This is a genomic window from Actinoplanes sp. NPDC051859 (assembly GCF_044452725.1).
Classification (GTDB): Bacteria; Actinomycetota; Actinomycetes; order Mycobacteriales; family Micromonosporaceae; genus Actinoplanes.
This window is the reverse complement of the sequence record NZ_JBITBX010000001.1, coordinates 520,469-540,663: the sequence shown is the minus strand read 5'-3', so window position 1 is coordinate 540,663 and position 20,195 is coordinate 520,469. Positions and strand designations below refer to the sequence as shown.

General features: G+C 71.8%; 17 protein-coding genes and 1 riboswitch. Of the genes, 15 read left to right on the top strand and 2 right to left on the bottom strand.

The features are described from left to right. Positions 1–37 precede the first annotated feature (37 nt). The 12 genes from ACIA1L_RS02535 to cobF all read left to right on the top strand — a co-directional run bounded on the left by ACIA1L_RS02535 (position 38) and on the right by cobF (position 12,062). On the top strand, positions 38–421 hold the full coding sequence (locus ACIA1L_RS02535; protein WP_396070649.1) for a GntR family transcriptional regulator: 384 nt from the start codon (positions 38–40) through the stop codon (positions 419–421). Next, the gene (locus ACIA1L_RS02530; protein ID WP_396070647.1) at positions 414–1,265 is read left to right on the top strand and encodes an ABC transporter ATP-binding protein; all 852 of its coding nucleotides are present in this window, start codon (positions 414–416) and stop codon (positions 1,263–1,265) included. The genes ACIA1L_RS02535 and ACIA1L_RS02530 overlap by 8 nt, the downstream gene beginning before the upstream one ends. After that, entirely contained in the window at positions 1,262–2,044 is a 783-nt protein-coding gene (locus ACIA1L_RS02525) for an ABC transporter permease subunit (protein WP_396070645.1), read from the top strand. Before ACIA1L_RS02530 ends, ACIA1L_RS02525 begins: the two co-directional genes overlap by 4 nt. A gap of 48 nt (positions 2,045–2,092) precedes the next feature. After that, positions 2,093–4,849: a putative bifunctional diguanylate cyclase/phosphodiesterase gene (locus ACIA1L_RS02520; RefSeq protein ID WP_396070643.1), complete on the top strand. Its 2,757-nt coding sequence runs from the start codon at positions 2,093–2,095 to the stop codon at positions 4,847–4,849. Between the two features lie 27 nt (positions 4,850–4,876). Continuing rightward, positions 4,877–5,593: a hypothetical protein gene (locus tag ACIA1L_RS02515; RefSeq protein WP_396070641.1), complete on the top strand. Its 717-nt coding sequence runs from the start codon at positions 4,877–4,879 to the stop codon at positions 5,591–5,593. Between the two features lie 9 nt (positions 5,594–5,602). Next, positions 5,603–6,310, top strand: coding sequence for a tetratricopeptide repeat protein (locus tag ACIA1L_RS02510; RefSeq protein ID WP_396070639.1), 708 nt, complete (start codon positions 5,603–5,605; stop codon positions 6,308–6,310). Positions 6,311–6,354: 44 nt separating this feature from the next. Beyond that, positions 6,355–7,017, top strand: a complete 663-nt coding sequence (locus ACIA1L_RS02505; RefSeq protein ID WP_396070637.1) for a carbohydrate-binding protein — start codon at positions 6,355–6,357, stop codon at positions 7,015–7,017. A gap of 1 nt (position 7,018) precedes the next feature. Further along, positions 7,019–7,546, top strand: coding sequence for a DUF1990 family protein (locus ACIA1L_RS02500; protein WP_396070635.1), 528 nt, complete (start codon positions 7,019–7,021; stop codon positions 7,544–7,546). A gap of 9 nt (positions 7,547–7,555) precedes the next feature. Then, complete coding sequence (locus ACIA1L_RS02495; RefSeq protein WP_396070633.1) at positions 7,556–7,990, top strand: NUDIX hydrolase; 435 nt, start codon at positions 7,556–7,558, stop codon at positions 7,988–7,990. A gap of 194 nt (positions 7,991–8,184) precedes the next feature. Then, on the top strand, positions 8,185–9,747 hold the full coding sequence (gene metG / locus ACIA1L_RS02490; RefSeq protein ID WP_396070631.1) for a methionine--tRNA ligase: 1,563 nt from the start codon (positions 8,185–8,187) through the stop codon (positions 9,745–9,747). Between the two features lie 78 nt (positions 9,748–9,825). Beyond that, the gene (gene dinB / locus ACIA1L_RS02485; RefSeq protein ID WP_396070629.1) at positions 9,826–11,016 is read left to right on the top strand and encodes a DNA polymerase IV; all 1,191 of its coding nucleotides are present in this window, start codon (positions 9,826–9,828) and stop codon (positions 11,014–11,016) included. A gap of 293 nt (positions 11,017–11,309) precedes the next feature. Next, entirely contained in the window at positions 11,310–12,062 is a 753-nt protein-coding gene (gene cobF / locus ACIA1L_RS02480) for a precorrin-6A synthase (deacetylating) (protein WP_396070627.1), read from the top strand. A gap of 84 nt (positions 12,063–12,146) precedes the next feature. Here the strand turns inward: cobF and cobN are convergent, their stop codons facing one another. Further along, positions 12,147–15,689 (bottom strand): cobaltochelatase subunit CobN, encoded by a 3,543-nt coding sequence (gene cobN / locus ACIA1L_RS02475; protein ID WP_396070625.1) that lies wholly within the window; start codon positions 15,687–15,689, stop codon positions 12,147–12,149. A gap of 52 nt (positions 15,690–15,741) precedes the next feature. Further along, positions 15,742–15,812, bottom strand: a riboswitch (cobalamin riboswitch). A gap of 123 nt (positions 15,813–15,935) precedes the next feature. On the opposite strand from cobN, the gene ACIA1L_RS02470 reads away from it, so the two are divergent. From ACIA1L_RS02470 to ACIA1L_RS02460, 3 genes are read left to right on the top strand one after another with little or no spacing between them, the layout of a single operon-like run. Continuing rightward, on the top strand, positions 15,936–17,288 hold the full coding sequence (locus tag ACIA1L_RS02470; RefSeq protein WP_396070623.1) for a precorrin-3B synthase: 1,353 nt from the start codon (positions 15,936–15,938) through the stop codon (positions 17,286–17,288). A gap of 1 nt (position 17,289) precedes the next feature. After that, positions 17,290–17,907 (top strand): precorrin-8X methylmutase, encoded by a 618-nt coding sequence (locus tag ACIA1L_RS02465; RefSeq protein WP_396070621.1) that lies wholly within the window; start codon positions 17,290–17,292, stop codon positions 17,905–17,907. A 2-nt stretch (positions 17,908–17,909) separates the two neighbouring features. Continuing rightward, entirely contained in the window at positions 17,910–19,415 is a 1,506-nt protein-coding gene (locus ACIA1L_RS02460) for a precorrin-2 C(20)-methyltransferase (protein WP_396070620.1), read from the top strand. Here ACIA1L_RS02460 and ACIA1L_RS02455 read toward each other — a convergent pair. Then, positions 19,403–20,110: a cobalt-precorrin-6A reductase gene (locus ACIA1L_RS02455; protein WP_396070618.1), complete on the bottom strand. Its 708-nt coding sequence runs from the start codon at positions 20,108–20,110 to the stop codon at positions 19,403–19,405. The two genes, ACIA1L_RS02460 and ACIA1L_RS02455, sit on opposite strands and share 13 nt — an antisense overlap. Positions 20,111–20,195 lie beyond the last annotated feature (85 nt).

Here is a 20,195-nt window from a genome sequence, read left to right as displayed (position 1 = left end):
ATACTCATTCCACTAATGAACTAGTGGAATGGCGGAAATGATCGCTTTCCGGATCGACCGGCGCTCCGGCACCGCCGTCTACGCGCAGCTCGTCCAGCAGGTAAGGCAGGCCATCCGCACCGGACGGCTGGTGCCGGGCGATCGGCTGCCGACTGCCCGCGAGGTGTCCGAGCGCAACGGCATCAACCCCAACACGGTGTTGCGGGCGTACCGGGACCTGGAGGTCGCCGGGCTGGTGGAGCCGCGGCAAGGCTCCGGCACCTTCGTCCGCGATGCGCTCCCCCAACCGCAGGTGGACGTCACCGAGCTGCGCCAGGAACTCACGCAGTGGGTCCAGCGAGCCCGCACTGCTGGCCTCGACGCCACCGACATCCACGCACTCGTCGCCGACGTCACCGCCCAGGAGGACCCCCATGCCTGAGGAACCACCGGCCGCCCTGCGCGCGCTGGAGATCAGCCACGGCTTCGGTGCCATCCAAGTCCTGCACGACTGCACGCTCACAGTTCCGCAAGGTGCCGTCGTCGCCCTGCTCGGGCGTAACGGTGCCGGCAAAACGACACTGCTCCGCGCCCTCGTGGGACTACTACGCCCGCACCGAGGTCGGATCGAGGTCTTCGGGCAGCCGTTCAGCGCCGCCGCCCTGCCCCGCATCGGTTACGTCGACCAGCAAGCACCGCTCTACCCGATGCTCACGGTCGCGGAGACGCTGCGGCTGGGCGGCCGGCTCAACCCCCACTGGGACCATGCGTACGCCCGAAAGCTCACCGCCGCCGCCGACCTGCCCGACACCGCGCGAGTCCGCACGCTCAGCGCCGGCCAGCGCACCCGACTCGCCCTCGCCCTGGCCCTCGGCAAGGCCCCGGACCTCCTCGTGCTGGACGAGCCGCTGGCCGCCCTCGACCCGGTCGCCCGGACCGAGGTGGTGGGCGCGCTGATGGCTGGCGTCGCCGAGCGCGGCCTCACCGTGCTGATGTCGTCGCACGTCGTCGCTGACATCCAGGACGTCTGCGATCACGTCGTCGTGCTCGGCGCCGGCCGGGTCCGGCTGTCGACCGGGGTCGAGCAGGCGCTGGCCGCACACCACATCGTGGTCGGCACCGACAGCGACCTCGCCGGCCTGGACGTCATCGACAGGCAGCGCACCGGGCGCGAAATCACCGCCCTCGTCCGCGGCGCCGGTGACCCACCGACCTTGGAAGAACTGTTGCTGGGCTACCTGCGCGCCGACGCGTCGCAGCCGACCGAGGAGGTGTCCGCCGCATGACGTGGCTCGCGCTCCGACTGCTCCGGCCGTACCTGATCGTGGCCGCGACCCTGGCCGCCGCCGCCACGGCATACCTGGTCCACGCGGCCGGGGTGGTCCGGCGGCAACTCGACGCGGCCGGCCTGCCGGACTGCGTCGACCCGAACTACTGCTACCCGCAGGGCGCGGCGCTCGATGCCGTGCTCGGCATGGAGCTCACCGCGGCGTTCGTGCCGCCGCTGATCGCTCTGATCCTGGGCGTCGCCCTGTTCGCCCGCGAGCGGGAGAGCGGCACCACCGCCTTCGTGCTGACCCAGTCCGTCTCCCGACGCCGCTGGGTGCTCACCAAGCTCGGCTGGGCGCTGGCCGCCGCGGTGACCTGCACGGGGACGGTCGCGTTGGTGTTCCGGCTGGTCGCCACCCGATACACCGCGATCGCCAGCGACACCTATGAGCTCCTGCAACTCCTGCACCTCAACAACGCCGCCTACATGGTCGCGCAGTCGGCCCTGCTGGTCGCCCTCGCCGGGATCATCGGGCTCAGCGTCGGGCGTACGCTGCAGACCCTGATCCTCACGGCGGTGAGCGGACCGGTCGCGCTGGCCCTCGCGGCCGGGATCTGGGCCATGCTCGCCACGGGAATCGCGGCGGTCACCGGCCCGATCGACACCGCCGCCGCGGAAGGCTTCGCCAGCGAGCGCACCTATTTCGACCCGTTCGCCTATCCGGTCAGCGTGGTGGTCGTCCTCGGCGTGCTGGGACTGGTGCTGCTGGCGCCGAAGGTGGGTGCGGAAACCTGAGGGTGGAACCCCTCAAGTTCCGGGCCGCGCAACCCGATCTCGGCAGGTATGGCAACCACCCCGGACCCGCCGGTGACGCTCCGGCGATCACCGGGTGCCGTGCGCCGGTGGGCCCGGCTGTGCGTGGTGGTCGCGGTGCTCACCGCCAGCTTCGGAGTCGCGCTCAGCGCGGGCGTCGGCGGCCCGGCCGTCGCCAAAGCCATCTCCAACTTCGGGCTGCTCGCCGCCGCGTTCTGCGCCGCGGTCACCTGCCTCATCCGCGCAGCCACCCTCCGCGGGCGGATGCGCGGAGCGTGGGGCCTGGTCGGGCTCGGTGTGCTCTCGTGGGCGGTCGGCCAAGGCTGCGCGGTACGGCTGGACCTGCTCACCGGCACGGTCCCGCTGCCCTCCGTGGCCGACGTCGGCTACCTCGGCATGCTGGTATTCGCCACCGCCGGCCTGTTCGTCTTCCCCGTCGCCGCACAGACGATCGCCAACCGGGCGCGCAACGTGCTCGACGGGCTCATGGTCGCCGTCTCGCTGATGCTGATCGCCTGGATCTTCCTGATCCACCCGATCCTGCAGGCCGGCGGCGACAGCCCCCTCGGCCTCGCCATCAGCCTCGCCTACCCGCTCGGCGACGTCGTCGTCATCACGGTCGTCATCTACCTGCTCGCGCTGCGCCGCCGCACCGGACACACGCTCGCCGAACTGGTCCTCGTCGGCGCCGGCATCGTGGCCTTCGCGGTCTCCGACATCGAATACGCGTACCAGAACCTCATCGGCGCCTACGACCCCGGCGACGCCACCGACATCGGCTGGTTCGCAGGCTTCGCCCTCATCCTGCTCGCCGCGGCCCGGCCGGCCACCCGCGGGCGACGCGTCGCCGAGGAGCAGGCCTCGACCGGGCAGCCGCTGGGTGTGCTGCTGCCCTACGTGGCGGTGGTCGCCGCCCTGCTCACCAGCGTGGTCTGGTTCGCGCAGACCGGGCAGAACGGCTCGTACGTGGTCTACAGCCGCTCCGCCCTGATCGTGCTGATGATCGCCCGCCAGGCACTCACCCTGCTGGAGAACCGCGGCCTCACCCGAAACCTCGAAGCCCGCGTCGCCGCCCGCACCGCCGAGCTGTACAACCGCGAACAGCACTTCCACGCCCTCGTGCAACACAGCTCCGACGTGGTGACCGTGATCCGCGCCGACACCGAGGTGATGTACCAGAGCGAATCCGTGCAGCGCATCTTCGGCATCCCGGCGGAGTGGTTCATCGGCCAGCGGCTCGGCACGATCCTCGAACCCGAGGCAGCCGAGTCGCTGCAGGCCGCGATCCGGGAGGTGGAGGGCAAGCCGTACGCGATCACCGTCGTGGAAATGGGGCTGCGCCACCGGGACCAGCGGCTGCGTCAGGCCGAGGTGACCATCACCAACATGCTGGCCGACCCGAGCGTGGCCGGCCTGGTGCTGAACACCCGGGACATCAGCGAGCGCAGGGCGTTGCAGGCGCAGCTGGTGCACGAGGCGTACCACGACTCGCTCACGCAGCTCGCCAACCGCGCTCTGTTCCGTGAGCGGGTCGCCGAGGCGCTGCAGCAGCGGCCCGCGGGCGGCGACGTCAGCGTGCTCTTCCTGGACCTGGACGGGTTCAAGGAAGTCAACGACAGCCTCGGCCACCTCGCCGGTGACCGGCTGCTGGTCCAGGTCGCCGACCGGCTGCGTGACCAGGTCCGCGAGGGCGATGTGGTGGCCCGGTTCGGCGGCGACGAGTTTGCGGTGCTGATCTGCTCGCCGGTCGGCTCCGGCGACGCCGAGCGGGTCGCCCAGCGGATCGTCGACGGCCTGCACGAGCCGGTCCGGGTCGACGAGCGGGAGCTGCACGTCCGGGGCAGCGTCGGGTTGTCGGCGTACTCCGCACTGGGAATCGCCGGCCAGGACGCGGCGGAGCAGCTGATGCGCAACGCCGATCTCGCCATGTACCGCGCGAAACACAACGGCGGCAGTGGCTTCGCGGCGTACGACCCGGCCATGCTGGCGGGCCTGGTCGAGCGGCTGGAGTTGGAGACCGACCTGCGCCTCGCGCTGTCCCGCGACGAACTGGTCGTGCACTACCAGCCGACGATCGACATGGCTGACAGCCACGTCGCCGGCTTCGAGGCGCTGGTCCGCTGGCAGCACCCGGTTCGCGGCATGATCTCCCCGATGGACTTCATCCCGCTGGCCGAGACCACCGGGCTGATCGTGCCGCTCGGCCGGTGGGTGCTCACCCAGGCCTGCCAGCAGGCGATGGACTGGTCCCGGCAGACCGGCCACCCGCCGGTGATGATGGCCGTCAACGTCTCGGTCCGCCAATTCGACCACAGCGACCTGTCCGCCATGGTGCGCGAGGTGCTGACCGAGACGGGCATGCCCGCCGATCGCCTGTGCCTCGAAATGACCGAGAGCGTCCTGATGACCGACACCGAGGAGAACCTGGCCCAGCTGGTCCGGCTCAAGGCGCTCGGCGTCACGCTGGCGATCGACGACTTCGGCACCGGCTACTCGTCGCTGGCCTATCTGCGGCGGTTCCCGGTCGACACACTGAAGATCGACCGGTCGTTCGTGGAACGGCTGGGCGAGCAGACCGACGACGCCGCCCTGGCCGAGACGATCGTCCAGCTCGGCCAGAGCCTCGGCATGTCCACGGTCGCCGAAGGCATCGAAGAGTACGGTCAGCTCGCCGCCCTGCGTGCCATGGGCTGCACGTTCGCGCAGGGCTTCTACTTCTCCCGCCCGGTGCCCGCCGCCGAAGCCGGCCGGCTGCTCACCGAAGGCGCCGGGGCGACCGCCAGCTGACCGGCGACCATCGGTCACCATGACTACGTGGGCGACCTGATGATCAATCTCCTCGCCAGCATCATCGCCGGTGTCGCGGTGTGGCTGGCCCAGTTCGCGATCCGCCGCCGGCGGCTGGCGACCGAGCGCGCCTTCTTCGGCCTGACCGCCGGTGGCAGCGCGCTCCTGGTCGCCTCCCGGCACGCCTCGTCACCCCGCGAGCACAGCATTCACCGCCGGGACGTCGCCGCCCTGGTCGAGCTGGCGACGATCGTCCGCGGGTGCGGAGCCCGCGCCGATCTGGTCGGCGGCGCCGAACCGATCCACGAGCTCGGCCGGGTCACCGAATTCTGCGTCGGCGGCCCCGGCGCCAACCCCCGGTCGGTCACCCACCTGCGCGCGGTCCTGCACGGCATTTCGTACGCGGTGTACGAGTGGCCCACGCACGGCGGCGAGCTGTCCTTCACCGTGGCCGACACCACCTACGTCCACACGCCGGAGACCGGCTACGCGATCCTGGCCCGCTTCACCGGACCCGCCGGCGGCCGTCCGGTGCTGTACCTCGGCGGGCTGACCGCGGGCGGCAACCTCGCCACCGCCCGCTACCTCGCCAACCACCACCGGGACCTGACCCGGCAATACGGCGCGGAGCAGCCCTTCTGCCTCGTCCTGCGGGTGCGCGAACCGGGCGCGTACGGCACCGACCACACGGAGATCGTCGCGGACGTGAGCGAGGCCGCCTTCACGGCACCCTCCGGGCAGTAACCTGCACATATGGGCACTACGGGGGACACACTGACAGTCGGCAACGAGGCCCTCTACGAGGCCGCCTTCCGGACCGGCGACTACGCCGCGGCCGAGGCGACCTTCCGCGGCCTGCTCGACACCGCCCGAGCCGCCGGCGACCGGGCACTGGAAGCGGCCGCACTGGACCGGCTCGGCATGCTCGCCCACTTCCGGGCGCTCGAGGACGACCCCGTCAAGGCGGACAGCGGCGCCGAGGAGCAGCTGTTCCAGCAGGCGTTAACCATCCGCCGAGAGCTCGGCGATCCGGCCGGCACCGCGGAATCCCTCTTCGGCCTGGGCCTGGTCCACCAGGTGCTGCACGGCGACTGGGACGCGGCGATGGCCTGCTTCACCGAAGCTCTGGCACTGGCCGAGCAGCACGGCGACCTGCTGCTGCGCTCCGAGGTGCACCGGCACATCGGCTTCTTCCACGCCAGCGGCGACCTCGAATCCGACCTGGCCCTGCACCACCTCAGAATCTCCCACGAGCTGCGCCAGGAACTCGGCGACCCACGGTGGATCCCCGGCAGCACGGTGGCGCTGGGACTGGCCGAGCTCGCCGACGGCCTCCGCGACCAGGGCCTCGCCCACGTCCGCGAGGCCCTGCACCAGGCCCGCGACGCCCGGCTCAGCGCCCAGCGCATCGGCTGGATCGAACACTTCCTCGCCGAAGCCGAAGCCGAAGCCCAACACTGAGGGCTAGCCACACCACCGTTGGGCTGGGTTATCCTCTCGAACCGATGACTATGCCCGCCGCTCCGCCCGGGATCTACCACTCCCGCTCGCGGACCACCCGCAACCGGGCCGCGCTCGCCGCGGCCGGCCTGTCCCTGCTCCTGATCGGCTACGCGATCGGCCGCTGGCAGGACTCACCGGCCGTGCCGACTCCCGCCGCGGCGGCAGGTGTGGCCGTCACCTCGTCCGCGCCGTCCCCGGCAACGACGCCGCCCAGCGAAGCACCGCCATCCGCTCCCCCCGCGCCGGTGGGCGGCGTGGACGCGTACGCCCCCATCCAGGCGGAAGGCAGCACCAACCAACAGGGGACCGACACGCAGGACACGCAAGACGAGGGCGGCGGCCGCAACGTCGGCTGGGTCAGCAACGGCGACTGGCTGCAATACGACCAGGTCAACTTCGGCACCGCGCCGGCGACCCGGTTCACCGCCCGGGTGGCCTCGGAAGTCGGCGACGGCGTGATCGGCCAGCTCGACATCCGCATCGACAGCCCCTCCGCCACCCCGGTCGGCAGCCTGCGGATCAGCAACACCGGCGGCTGGCAGACCTGGCAGAGCCAGACCACGATCACCGCCCCGGTGACCGGCCTGCACACGGTCTTCCTGACTTTCACCGGCCCCGCCGACACCGAGTTCCTCAACCTCAACTACTTCACCTTCGGCCACTGACGTGCCACCGCACGCCGACCTGACCTACCGCGAGGTGGGTGCCACCCGCGACGACGCACTGCCACCCGGCTACGACCACGCCCACCGCGACGTCCCGATCGGCGCCGGCCGCGGCGCCTTCGACGCGGCAGTCGACGGCCTGTTCAGCTGGCGCATGCACCGCGGCGCCGGGCTGCGCATCGACGATGCGACGCCCCCGGCCGACACCGGCACCGAGGTGCTCCTGCGCTTCGGGTTAGGACCGATCCGGCTCAGGGTTCCCTGCCGCGTCGTCTACACAGTGGCGGAAGCCAACCGCCGAGGCTTTGCGTACGGCACGCTGCCCGGCCACCCGGAACGCGGCGAGGAACTCTTCCTGCTCGAACTGACCGACCCCGGCGAGGTGCGCTGCCGCATCCGCGCCTTCAGCCGCCCCGCAACGCTGCTCGCCCGCGCGGGCGGCCCGGTCAGCCGCCTGACCCAGCGCTACCTCACCGACCGGTACATCCGCGCGCTGCGGAGCATCGCGGCCGGGTCGCCACTCGGCTAACGTCGCCGGATGCCCACCATTCGCCCGATCGCCCTCGCCGTACCGCGTCGCGGCACCGACCTGCTCGTCTTCGAATACCACGACGCGACCAAGGTGGAAACCTTCTACCGTCCGCTGGGCGGCGGCATCGAGTTCGGCGAGACCGCCGAAGCAGCGGTCCGGCGGGAGCTGCGCGAGGAGCTCGCCGCCGAACTGCTCGACGTCCGGCTGCTCGGAGTTCTGGAGAACATCTTCCACGCTTTCGGCCGGCCCGGGCACGAGGTGGTGTTCGTCTTCGACTGCCGGCTCGCCGACCCGACACGCTATGCCCAGGACACCGTCGGTCCGGTCCTGGACGACCCCGCCGCCACGGTCCTGTGGCGAGCCCTGGACAGCTTCGGCACCGACGCCCCGCTGTATCCGCAAGGTCTCGCCGAGCTGCTCCGCCAGGCCTGGGGCGGGTAGCCACCGATTATCTGGCGGCGCCGCGCGTCGCGGTCTGCCACCATGGTGCGCATGCCGCAGAACGCCCGTCGCATGATGCGCCCCAACCCGGGGCCCGTCGGCGTGCGTTAACTCGCCACCACTACCAGCCCCGCGTGCAGGGGCTGGCGGAACTCGGTCTGCCCCGGCATCCGCGGAGCAGACCGGAGACCATCGTGAGCCAGGCTTTCTATGTCACCACGGCAATCCCCTACGTCAACGCCGCTCCCCATCTGGGGCATGCGCTGGAGCTGGTTCAGGCCGACGTCCTCGCCCGACACCGACGCCTACGCGGCCAGCCGGTCCGCTTCCTGACCGGCACCGACGAGAACGCGCTGAAGAACGTGACGGCTGCGGCCGCAGCGGGGGCTGCCGTGTCCACCTTCGTGACGGCGAACGCGGACCGGTTCGCCGAGCTGGCCGACGCGCTGGCCCTGTCGTTCGACGACTTCATCCGGACCAGCAGCGACGAGCGCCACGCCCCCGGCGTCGAACAGCTCTGGCGTCGAACCGCCGCCCGCGGCGACTTCTATCGACGCAACTACGACGGCTTGTACTGCCAGGGCTGCGAGCAGTTCTTGGCCGCCACGGATCTGCGCGACGGGACATGCCCGGAGCACGGCACCGCCCCGGATGCGGTGACCGAGTCCAACTGGTTCTTCCGACTGTCGCGCTACGCCGACGAGATACTGGCCGTGCTGGAGTCGGGCCGCGTACGCATCGAGCCGACGGCCAAACGCAACGAGGTGCTGGCCTTCGTCCGCGCCGGGCTCACCGACATCAGCGTCTCGCGGCCGGCCGTACGAGCCGCGGGGTGGGGCATCCCGGTGCCCGACGACCCCGACCAGGTCGTCTACGTGTGGTGGGACGCCCTCGCCAACTACATCACCGCCCTGGGCTACGGCGGTGCGGGCTCGGCGTACCAGCGGTGGTGGGTCGACGCGACGGAACGGGTGCACGTCATCGGCAAGGGCATCGTGCGGTTCCACGCCGTGTACTGGCTGGCACTGCTGCTCTCCACCGGCCAACCACTGCCGAGCGCCATCTTCGTCCACGACTACCTCACCGTGGCCGGCACCAAGCTCGCCAAGAGCGCGGGCAACACGATCGACCCCTACGACCTGGTCGATCGGTACGGCGTGGATGCGCTGCGCTGGTGGCTGCTCCGCGAGGTCGCCCGGGTCGGCGACACCGATTTCACCGAGCAACGGCTCCTGACCCGTTACCACCAGGATCTCGCCAACGGTCTGGGCAACCTCGTCAATCGCACCCTGTCCCTGGTGCACAAGTACCGCTGCGGCACGGCCCCGGAACCTGCCTGGACGGCCTCCGGACCGGCCGGTTCGCAACCTGCCGGGAAGGACCCGGAACCGGCGTGGGCGGTCGCCGCCGCAGTAGAGCTGACCGATACGTGCGGAGCGCTCGAGACCACGGTCGACGGGGCGCTGGCGGTCTTTGACTTTCGGGCCGCCACCGACGCGATCTGGACCGTCGTTGCGGCGGCCAACCGCCTCGTCGAGACCGAACGGCCCTGGGAACTGGCCGCACGTGAACGGGCTGGCGACGACGCGGCCGGTGCACGGCTCGACACGGTCCTTGCTGTTCTGGTCCAGGCCTGTCGCTCGCTCGCCCACCAACTGTCGCCGTTCGTTCCTGACGGTGCTGCCCGGTTGTCGGCGCAGCTCGGGGCCGAACCGCAGGTCGGCTCCCCGCAACCAGCTTTCCCCCGCCTGACGTGATCGGTCGGTGCTCGCAACGTTGCGGACCTCGTTGACACTCACGCGGCGAAAATCGAACAAGTGTTCTAAGATGGCCGCGTGGCTGACCTGGCGACCATCCTGCATGCGGACCTGGACTCGTTCTACGCGTCGGTCGAGCAGCGCGACGATCCCGGGTTGCGGGGGCGGCCGGTGCTGGTCGGGGGCGGGGTGGTGCTGGCCGCAAGCTACGAGGCGAAGGCTTTCGGGGTCCGCACACCGATGGGCCTCGCCCAGGCGCGGGCGCTGTGCCCGCAGGCGGTCGTGGTCCCGCCGCGAATGTCGGCGTATTCGGCGGCGAGCAAGGCCGTCTTCGAGGTTTTCCGGGACACCACGCCGATCGTCGAACCGCTGTCCATCGATGAGGCGTTCCTCGAGGTCGGCGGCCTGCACCGCATTCGGGGCACGCCCACCGAGATCGCTGCGGCGTTGCGGGAGCGGGTCCGGGAGCAAGTCGGGCTGCCGATCACCGTGGGGGTGGCGCGGACCAAGTTCCTGGCGAAGGTGGCAAGCGGGGTCGGCAAGCCGGACGGGCTGCTGGTGGTGCCGCCCGGCGGAGAGCTGGCTTTCCTGCATCCGCTGCCGGTCGAGCGGCTGTGGGGCGTCGGGCCGGTGACCGCGGGCAAACTCCGAGATCGCCAGATCCGGACGGTCGGACACGTGGCCCGGATCGGTGAGGCCGCCCTGGTCGCCATCCTCGGCGGGCACGCGGGCCGGCACCTGCACGCGCTCGCGCACAACCGGGATCCGCGGCGGGTCCGGGTCGGGCAGCGCCGCGGATCGATCGGGTCGCAGTGCGCGCTGGGCCGGCGGCCACGGCCGTTCACCGAGGTGGATGCGACGCTGGCCGCGCTGGTGGACCGGGTCACCCGGCGGATGCGGTCGGCCGGACGGGCCGGGCGTACGGTGACGCTGCGGTTGCGGTTCGGCGATTTCAGCCGGGCGACTCGCTCGCGCAGCCTGCTCAAGGCCACGATGCGGACCCGGACAATCCTGGAGACCGCCCGCGCCCTGCTGCTGGCGGCACGGCCGTTGATCGAAGAACGTGGCCTCACCCTGGTCGGCGTGTCGGTGGGCAACCTGGACGGCGACGGGGCCGTGCAGCTCGAGCTGCCGTTCGAGGACCCGCACGACGACAGCCTGGACGGCGCACTCGACGCGGTCCGGGACCGGTTCGGCTCCGCCTCGGTAACCCGCGCGGCCTCCCTGGGCCGCGAACTGCACCAGTCTGTGCCGCTACTGCCCGACTGACCCCGCCTCGGCGCCGCGCACCTGGACGGGCCACCCCACGCGCCAAGCCGCCCACGCGGAGCCGACAACACGCCAAGCCACCCACGCGAGCCAACCATGCGCCAAACCGCCCACGCGGAGCCGACAACACGCCAAGCCGCCCACGCGGAGCCGACAACACGCCAAGCCACCCATGCGAGCCGACAACACGCCAAGCCGCCCGCGCGGGCCGACAATGTGGGCAGGCGCCTGCGCGGGTGACCGCGGTGGACCTGGCAAGCCCGGACCGGGGTGGGTGCGGCAGACTGCAAGCCGTGCGGAAGATCTATGTCATCGGGATCGGGGCCGGCGACCCCGACCAACTCACCCTGCAGGCGGCCAAGGCGATCGGGCGGACCGACGTCTTCTTCCTCCTGGACAAGGGTGAGGCCAAGGAGAGCATGATCGAGCTGCGGCGGAGCATGCTGAAGGCGTACGGAAAACCGGGCCGGCGCATCGCCGAGGGCCGCGACCCCGACCGGGACCGCACCCCCGCCGACTACGAGGGCACGATCGCTGACTGGCGGCACCGGCGTTCCGAGGTGACCGAGGCGCTGATCCGAGAGCACCTGCTCGACGGCGAGGTCGGCGCGTTCCTGGTGTGGGGCGACCCGTCGCTCTACGACTCGACCATCGCGATCCTCGACGAGATCCTGGCCCGCGGCACCGAGTTCGACTACGAGGTCATTCCGGGAATCAGCAGCGTTTCGACGCTGGCGGCCCGACACCGGATCGGTGTCAACCGGGTGGGCCGCCCGTTCCAGGTGACCACCGGCCGCCGCCTGGCCGAGCAGTGGCCGGACGGCGTCGACGATGTGATCGTGATGCTCGACGCCGGGCAGACGTTCGGCGCGGTGGCCGACAAGGACGTCGAGATCTTCTGGGGTGCCTATTTGGGTACGCCCGACGAACTGCTGATCTCGGGTCCACTTGCCGAGGTCGCCGACGAGATCCGCCGAGTCCGCGCGGAAGCCCGCGACAGACACGGCTGGATCATGGACACCTACCTGCTGCGCCGCCGGGTCTAGAAAAGCCGAGGGTCTAAAAGCCGCGGGTCTAGAAAAGCCGCGGGTCTAGATACCGGCGCCGGGTCCGGGAAACCAGCGCCGGGTCTAGGAGTCCTCCAGGTCGCCCTCGGTCTCCAGGTAGACCTGTCGCAGGGCGGCCAAGGTGTCGGGCTCAGGGGCAGCCCACAGCTTGCGGTCGGCGGCTTCGAGCAGCCGCTCCGTGATGCCGTGCAGCGCCCACGGGTTGGACTGGGTCATGAACTTCTGGTTCTCCGGGTCGAGCACGTAGGTCGAGGCGAGCTGCTCGTACATCCAGTCGGCGACCACGCCCGCGGTGGCGTCGTAGCCGAACAGGTAGTCCACGGTCGCGGCCAGCTCGAAGGCGCCCTTGTAGCCGTGGCGGCGCATGGCCGCGATCCAGCGCGGGTTGACCACGCGGGCCCGGAAGATCCGCGCGGTCTCCTCGGTCAGGCTGCGGGTCCGTGCGGCGTCCGGGTTGGTGGAGTCGCCGATGTACGCCGCGGGCGCCTTGCCGGTCAACGCCCGCACCGTGGCGATCATGCCGCCGTGGTACTGGAAGTAGTCGTCGGAGTCGGCGATGTCGTGCTCGCGGGTGTCGATGTTCTTCGCCGCCACGGAAATCCGCTTGTACGCGTCTTCCATGTCCCCGCGTGCCGCCACCCCGTCCAGGCCGCGGCCGTAGGCGAAGCCGCCCCAGACGGCGTACACCTCGGCGAGGTCGGCGTCGCCGCGCCAGTTGCGGCTGTCGATCAGCGGGAGGATGCCCGCGCCGTACGCGCCGGGCCGAGAGCCGAAGATGCGGGTGGTGGCCTGGCGCCAGTTCTTGCCCGCGTCGGTGTCGGCCTGCGCGTGGGCCCGGACGAAGTTCTGCTCGTGGCTCTCGTCCAGGCCGGCGACCAGCGTGAACGCGTCATCCATCAGCGCGACCACGTGCGGGAAGGCGTCGCGGAAGAAGCCAGAGATGCGTACGGTCACGTCGATCCGCGGGCGGCCCAGCTCGTCGAGGCCGATCGGCTCGATGCCGGTGACCCGGCGCGAGGCCGGATCCCACAGCGGGCGTACGCCGAGCAGCGCGAAGATCTCCGCGATGTCGTCGCCCGCGGTCCGCATGGCGCTGGTGCCCCACGCGGACAGGCCGACCGAGCGGGGCCAGTCGCCGTAGTCCTCGCGGTAGCGCTTGAGCAGCGATTCCGCCATGGCCTGGCCGGTCTCCCAGGCGAGCATGCTCGGGATGGCCTTGGGGTCGACGGAGTAGAAGTTGCGGCCGGTCGGCAGCACGTTGATCAGGCCGCGCAGCGGCGAGCCGCTGGGTCCGGCCGGGACGTAGCCACCGTCGAGGGCGTGCAGCACGTTGGTCAGCTCGTCGGTGGTCTTCGCGAGCCGGGGCACGACCTCGGTGGCGGCGAACGCGAGCACCGCGCGTACCGAAGGGTCGTCGGTGATGGCCGGGACCTCGGCGGGCCAGCCGGCTTCTTCCATGGCGGTGACCAGCGCGCGGGCCTGTTCCTCGACCTTGTCGGTCTCGGCGGTGGAGGCATCCTCGGCCAGGCCGAGGGCCTCGCGCAGGCCGGGCAGCGCGGCGACCTGGCCGGCCCACATCTGCCGGGCGCGCAGCATGGCGAGCACCAGGTTGATCCGGGCCTCGCCGGTCGGGGCGGCGCCGAGGATGTGCAGGCCGTCGCGGATCTGGACGTCCTTGACCTCGCACAGCCAGCCGTCGACGTGCAGCAGGAAGTCGTCGAACTCCTCGTCGCCGGGCCGGTTGTCCAGGCCCAGGTCGTGGTCCATCTTCGCGGCCTGGATCAGGGTCCAGATCTGGGCGCGGATCGCCGGTAGCTTCGCCGGGTCGAGGGTGGCGATGTTCGCGTGCTCGTCCAGCAGCTGCTCGAGCCGGGCGATGTCGCCGTACGACTCGGCGCGGGCCATCGGCGGGATCAGGTGGTCGACCAGGGTGGCGTGCGCGCGGCGCTTCGCCTGGGTGCCCTCGCCCGGGTCGTTGACCAGGAACGGGTAGATCAGCGGCAGGTCGCCCAGCGCAGCGTCGGTGCCGTCGGCCGCGGACATGCCGACGTTCTTGCCGGGCAGCCATTCCAGGTTGCCGTGCTTGCCCACGTGCACGACGGCGTGCGCGCCGAACTCGTCGGCCAGCCACCGGTAGGCGGCCAGGTAGTGGTGGCTCGGCGGCAGGTCCGGGTCGTGGTAGATCGCCACCGGGTTCGCGCCGAAGCCGCGCGGCGGCTGCACCATGACCACGGTGTTCTCGTCGCGCAGGGCCGCGAGCACGATGTCGCCGTTGTCCACATAGAGTTCGCCGGGCGGCGGACCCCAGTGCCGCTCCATCGATTCGCGCAGGTCGGGGTCGAGGGTGGCGAACCAGGATGCGTACGCGGCGCCGCTGATCCGGACCGTGTTGCTCTCCAGCTGTTCCTCGGTCAGCCAGTCCGGGTCCTGCCCACCGGCGGCGATCAGCGCGTGAATGAGCGCGTCACCGTCCTGCTCGGCCACACCGGGGAAGCCACCGATCCAGTAACCGCGCTCCCCCAGCGCGGCCAGCAGGCGCACCGTGGAAGCCGGCGTGTCCAGCCCGACCGCGTTACCGATCCGGGAATGCTTCGTCGGGTACGCCGACAGCATGACCACGATCCGGCGCTCGGCCGGCGGAATGTGCCGCAGCCGGGCGTGGGCCACGGCGATCCCGGCCACCCGGGCGGCGCGCTCGACATCCGGGACGTAGACGGAGAGGCCGTCCGGGTCGATCTCCTTGAAGCTGAACGGCACGGTGATGATCCGGCCGTCGAACTCGGGGATGGCGACCTGGGTGGCGGCGTCCAGCGGGGACAAGCCGTCGTCGCTGGCCTCCCACGCCTCGCGGCTGCTGGTCAGGCAGAGCCCCTGCAGGATCGGCACGTCGAGGTCGGCGAGCACCCCGACGTCCCACGCCTCGTCGTCACCGCCGGCCGAGACCGTGGCAGGCTTCGTGCCGCCTGCGGCGAGCACGGTCACGACCAGCGCGTCCGCCTTGCGCAACTCGGCCAGGAGCTCTGCTGATGCCGTACGCAGAGAAGCGGTGAAGATCGGCAGCGGCCGGGCACCCTTCGCCTCGATCGCCTGGCAGAGCGCCTCGACGAACGCGGTGTTGCCGGCCATGTGGTGGGCCCGGTAGTAGAGCACTGCCACGGTCGGGCCGTCGTTGTCGCGGGCCTCGCGGGCCAGGACACCCCAGTCGGGGGCGGGCACGGGTGCCGCGAAGCCGTGGCCGGTCAGCAGGATCGTGTCCGAGAGGAAGTCGTGCAGGGCGGCCAGATTGTCCGCACCGCCGTAGGCCAGGTAGCCGTGTGCTTCGGCGGCGACTCCGGCGGGCACCGTGGAGAGCTTCATCAGGTCGGCGTCGGGGGCCTGCTCGCCGCCGAGTACTACCACCGGCACCGGCCCGGCCAGCAGGGCGTCGAGCCCTTCCTCCCAGGCGCGGCGGCCGCCGAGGATCCGCACGACGATCAGCTCGGCGCCCTCGGTGAGCGTGGGCAGATCGGCGACAGCGGTCCGGGCGGGATTGCCCAGGCGCCACTCGCGGCCACTGGCCCGGGCGCTGAGCAGGTCGGTGTCGGACGTCGACAGCAGCAGAAACACGGCTCTCCCCTCGGGGTCCGCGCCCCGGGTCGAAGGAATCTCACGGCGACCGGAGTTTCTGGCTCCCGGGCTGCATGCCCGGTGACAGTGGCGGGACCGCGCCGGACTCACACCGGCTTCCTCCGCGGCGTCGCCGCACGTGACCTCTCACTCTGCCGACCCCACATCGCCGAGTCAACGTGACCCGGTGTGACGATCCCGACCGGCCTGGGGGAACTGTCACCCCCGATCCGTAGTATCCGGGCCGTGCCCTCCCGCCTCTCCCCCGACGACAGCCTCGGCGGCCACGCCGACGCCTCGCCCGGCGCGGAGCGAGCCGACATCTCAGCCCCTGCGGAGCGAGCCGACAGCGATGCCTGTCCGGGCGCGTTGCGGCTGCACGACGCTGCGGACGGGCCACTGGCTCGGGTGCGTATTCCGGGCGGACGGATCACCGGGGTCCAACTGGCCGAGTTGCGAGCGATCGCTGCGGAGTGGGGCGACGGGCATCTCGAACTGACCAGCCGCGCCAACCTGCAGCTCCGGGCCCTGCGCGACGTCGACCCGGTCCGTCTCGCCGGACGCCTGTCAGCCGTGGGGCTGCTGCCGTCCTCGACGCACGAGCTGGTCCGCAACATCGCCGGGTCGCCGCTGCTGGCGGATCCGACCCCGATCGCCGCCCTGGACGAGGCGCTCTGTGCCGACCCCGCCCTCGCCGCGCTGCCGGGCCGTTTCCTCTTCGCGATCGACGACGGCACCGGCGACGTGGCCCGGTCGGCGGACGTGGCCGCGCTGCCGGATGGCGCCCTGCTCTTCGCCGGACGTGACCTGGGCCTGCGGGTCGATCGGGAGCAACTGGTGCCCGCCCTGATCGCTGCGGGGCACGCGTTCCTGGCATTGGCCGCCGAGGACGTCGAGTCCGGCCGGCGCCGTCCCTGGCGGGTCCGCGAACTGGCCGACGGCCCCGCACGGATGGCGGCGGTGGTGGGCACCCACCTGGGCGATCCAGCCGTCCCACTCCGAACGGCGCCCACGGATCGGGTGGGCCAAACGCCAGCCGATGCGACGACGCACCCCCACGCTGACCTGACGCTCGGCGCGCTGGTCCGGGAGCCGATCGGTGTCATCGCCCAGGCGGACGGGCGGGTCACGGTGGGCGCGCTCGTGCCGCTGGGGATGCTCGGCGAGGAGGCGATCCGGGTCCTCGAGGCCGCAGCCACACTCGTGGTCACGCCGTGGCGCGGCGTGGTCGTGCCTGACGTACCTGCGGATCAGGCCGAAGGGTGGCTGCGTAAGCTCGCCCGGGCCGGGCTGGAGACCGCTGCGGGATCACGGTGGGTCGGGGTGACCTCGTGCGCCGGGCGACCCGGCTGCGCCAAGGCCCTGGCCGACGTACGCGCGGACGCCGACGCCACCACCCGCCCCGGGGCCGGGCTGCCGGTGCACTGGGTGGGTTGCGGCCGGGGCTGCGGCAGCCCGGCCGGCCCGCACGTGCGGGTGGAGGCCACCGACGCCGGCTACGCGGTGTCCGTGGCGCCGCAGGATGACGAACGTACGGTGGCCGGCCCCGTCCCGGCCACCGAGGTGGCGACACTGGTCGCTGCCGTGAGGAAGGGCTGACATGGAGTACGTGCGCGACGGCGCCGAGATCTACCGGCAATCATTCGCGACCATCCGCGCCGAGGCTGACCTGTCGAGCCTGCCGGGCGACGTCGCGCGGGTGGCCGTCCGCATGATCCATGCCTGCGGGATGGTCGACCTGCCCGGTGACCTCGGGTTCAGCGCCGGCGTGGTGACCGCGGCGCGGAAAGCGCTGCTCGGTGGCGCGCCGATCCTGTGCGACGCGGAGATGGTGGCGTCCGGGGTGACCCGCAAGCGGCTGCCCGCGAACAACGACGTCGTCTGCACCCTGCGGGACCCGCGGGTGCCCGCACTGGCCGCGGAGATCGGCAACACGCGCAGCGCGGCGGCGCTGGAGCTGTGGGGCGACCGGCTCGACGGCGCGGTGGTGGCGATCGGCAACGCGCCGACCGCACTGTTCCGGCTGCTGGAGATGGTGGCGGCGGGCGCTCCCCGACCGGCCGCGGTGCTGGGCATTCCCGTCGGTTTCATCGGCGCGGCCGAGTCGAAGGACGCGTTGGCCGAGTCCGGCCTGGAGTACCTGATCGTCCGGGGGCGCCGAGGCGGCAGCGCGATGACGGCGGCGGCGGTCAACGCGCTCGCCTCGGAGGAGGAGTGACGGTGGCGGGTCGGTTGTACGGCGTCGGGCTCGGCCCGGGCGATCCGGAGCTGGTCACGGTCAAGGCGGCCCGGCTGATCGCGGCGGCGGATGTCGTCGCATACCACGCGGCGAGGCACGGGCGCTCGAACGCCCGCGCGATCGCCGCCGAATACCTGCGCGCGGGGCAGCTCGAAGAGCCGCTGATCTACCCGGTGACCACCGAGACGACCGACCACCCGGGCGGCTACCAGGGCGCGATCGACGAGTTTTACGCCGCGAGCGCGGACCGGCTCGCCGCGCACCTGGACGCCGGACGCGACGTCGTGGTGCTGGCCGAGGGTGACCCGTTCTTCTACGGCTCGTACATGCACATGCACAAGCGGCTGGCCCACCGCTACGAGACCTTGGTAGTGCCCGGCGTGACCTCGGTGAGTGCCGCGGCGGCGGTCCTCGGCCGCCCGCTGATGGAACGCGACGAAACGCTGACCGTGCTGCCGGGCACGCTGCCCCCGGCCGAATTGGCCGCGGAGCTGGCGGGCACCGGCTCGGCCGCGATCATGAAGCTGGGCCGCACTTTCGCGGGTGTCCGCGAGGCCTTGGACCGGGCCGGCCGCCTCGACGACGCCTGGTACGTCGAGCGCGCCACCACCGACCTGCAGCGCACCGGTCGCGTGGCCGACGTCGACCCGGCCTCGGTGCCCTACTTCTCCCTGATCCTGCTCCCGAGCCGGGCCGCGGCGGCGTTCATGGCAGGCGAGGAGATACCGGCCGCCGCGAAGCAGGGCACGGTCACCGTGGTCGGCCTCGGACCCGGCTCCCCGGAGTGGCTCACCTCGGAGGCGCGGGCCGCGCTGGCCCAGGCGGACGACGTGATCGGCTACGGCCCGTACGTGGACCGGGTCCCGGCCCGCCCAGGTTTGCGCAAGCACGCCTCCGACAACAAGGTCGAAGCGGAACGGGCCGCGTTCGCCCTGGACCTGGCGAAACGGGGCCGCCGGGTGGCGGTCGTGTCGTCCGGCGATCCGGGGGTGTTCGCGATGGCCGCCGCGGTGTTGGAGGTCAGCGAGGATCCGCAGTGGAAGAACGTGCCGGTCCGGATCGTGCCCGGCCTCACCGCGGCGCAGGCCGTGGCTTCCCGCGCGGGTGCGCCGCTGGGGCACGACTTCTGCATCATGTCGCTGTCGGACCGGCTGAAGCCGTGGGAGATCATCGCCGCCCGGCTGTCCGCGGCCGCCGCGGCCGACCTGGTCATCGCCATCTACAACCCGGCGTCGCAAAGCCGCAAGGAGCAGCTGGTCCGAGCCCGTGACCTGCTGCTCGAACACCGCAACCCGCACACGCCGGTCGTGGTGGGCCGCGACGTCGGCGGTCAGCAGGAGTCGGTCCGGGTCACCACGCTCGGCGAGCTGGACCCGGCAACGATCGACATGCGCTGCCTGCTGATCGTCGGGTCCAGCCAGACCCGCATGCTGCCGCGCACCGACGGCTCGGCCCAGGTGTTCACGCCGCGGACCTACCCGAGCTGAGCCGTCCAGGCCACCGCCTCGTCGACGGTCGCGGCGGTCAGCACTCCGGCGGGCAGGGGCGGCCGGTCGACCAGCACCACCGGAATCCCCTGCTCCCGGGCGGCGTCCAACTTCGCGGTCCCGCCACCGCTGTCCTTGCTCACCAGGACGTCGATGCGGTGGCGGCGCAGCAGCTCGCGTTCGCCGTCCACGGTGAACGGCCCCCGGTCGAGCAGCACCTCGATGCGCTGCGGCAGCGGCGGTTCCGGCCGCTCGACCGACCGCGAAAGGAACCAGCAGCCGGCCAGCCCGGCGAACGCGGCAATGCTCTGCCGTCCGGTGGTCAGGAAGACCCGCTCACCCAGGGACGGCAGCAGCGCGGCAGCTGACATCAGATCGGCTGCCCGAAACCAGAGGTCCCCTGGCTGCGAGGACCAACCCGGTCGGCGCAGCACCAGCAGCGGCACCCCGGTCACCCTGGCGGCCTCGGCGGCGTGCGCGGTCATGGTCGCCGCGAACGGGTGCGTCGCGTCCACCACCGCACTGATCCGTTCCGCGCGCAGGTAGCGCACCAGACCCTCGACCCCGCCGAACCCCCCGATCCTGACCTCGCCGTGCGGCAGCAACGGCCGGGACGTGCGCCCGGCCAACGAACTCACCACGGGTACGCGCGCAGCCAGCTCCCGCCCCTCAGTGGTCCCCCCGAGCACCAGCACCCGCGGCAGCGCCCCACCCTGAACAGGCCTACGAGCCGGCAGCCCCCCGCCTTCGCCAGGTGTGTCTACCGACAGCGCCCCACCC

Excerpts from the sequence above, each read along its gene's own strand:
- ACIA1L_RS02535 (WP_396070649.1), top strand. The coding sequence starts at position 38 with ATGATCGCTTTCCGGATCGACCGGCGCTCCGGCACCGCCGTCTACGCG.
- ACIA1L_RS02505 (WP_396070637.1), top strand. The coding sequence starts at position 6,355 with ATGACTATGCCCGCCGCTCCGCCCGGGATCTACCACTCCCGCTCGCGG.
- ACIA1L_RS02520 (WP_396070643.1), top strand. The coding sequence starts at position 2,093 with ATGGCAACCACCCCGGACCCGCCGGTGACGCTCCGGCGATCACCGGGT.
- ACIA1L_RS02495 (WP_396070633.1), top strand. The coding sequence starts at position 7,556 with ATGCCCACCATTCGCCCGATCGCCCTCGCCGTACCGCGTCGCGGCACC.
- ACIA1L_RS02530 (WP_396070647.1), top strand. The coding sequence starts at position 414 with ATGCCTGAGGAACCACCGGCCGCCCTGCGCGCGCTGGAGATCAGCCAC.
- ACIA1L_RS02510 (WP_396070639.1), top strand. The coding sequence starts at position 5,603 with ATGGGCACTACGGGGGACACACTGACAGTCGGCAACGAGGCCCTCTAC.
- ACIA1L_RS02465 (WP_396070621.1), top strand. The coding sequence starts at position 17,290 with ATGGAGTACGTGCGCGACGGCGCCGAGATCTACCGGCAATCATTCGCG.
- ACIA1L_RS02525 (WP_396070645.1), top strand. The coding sequence starts at position 1,262 with ATGACGTGGCTCGCGCTCCGACTGCTCCGGCCGTACCTGATCGTGGCC.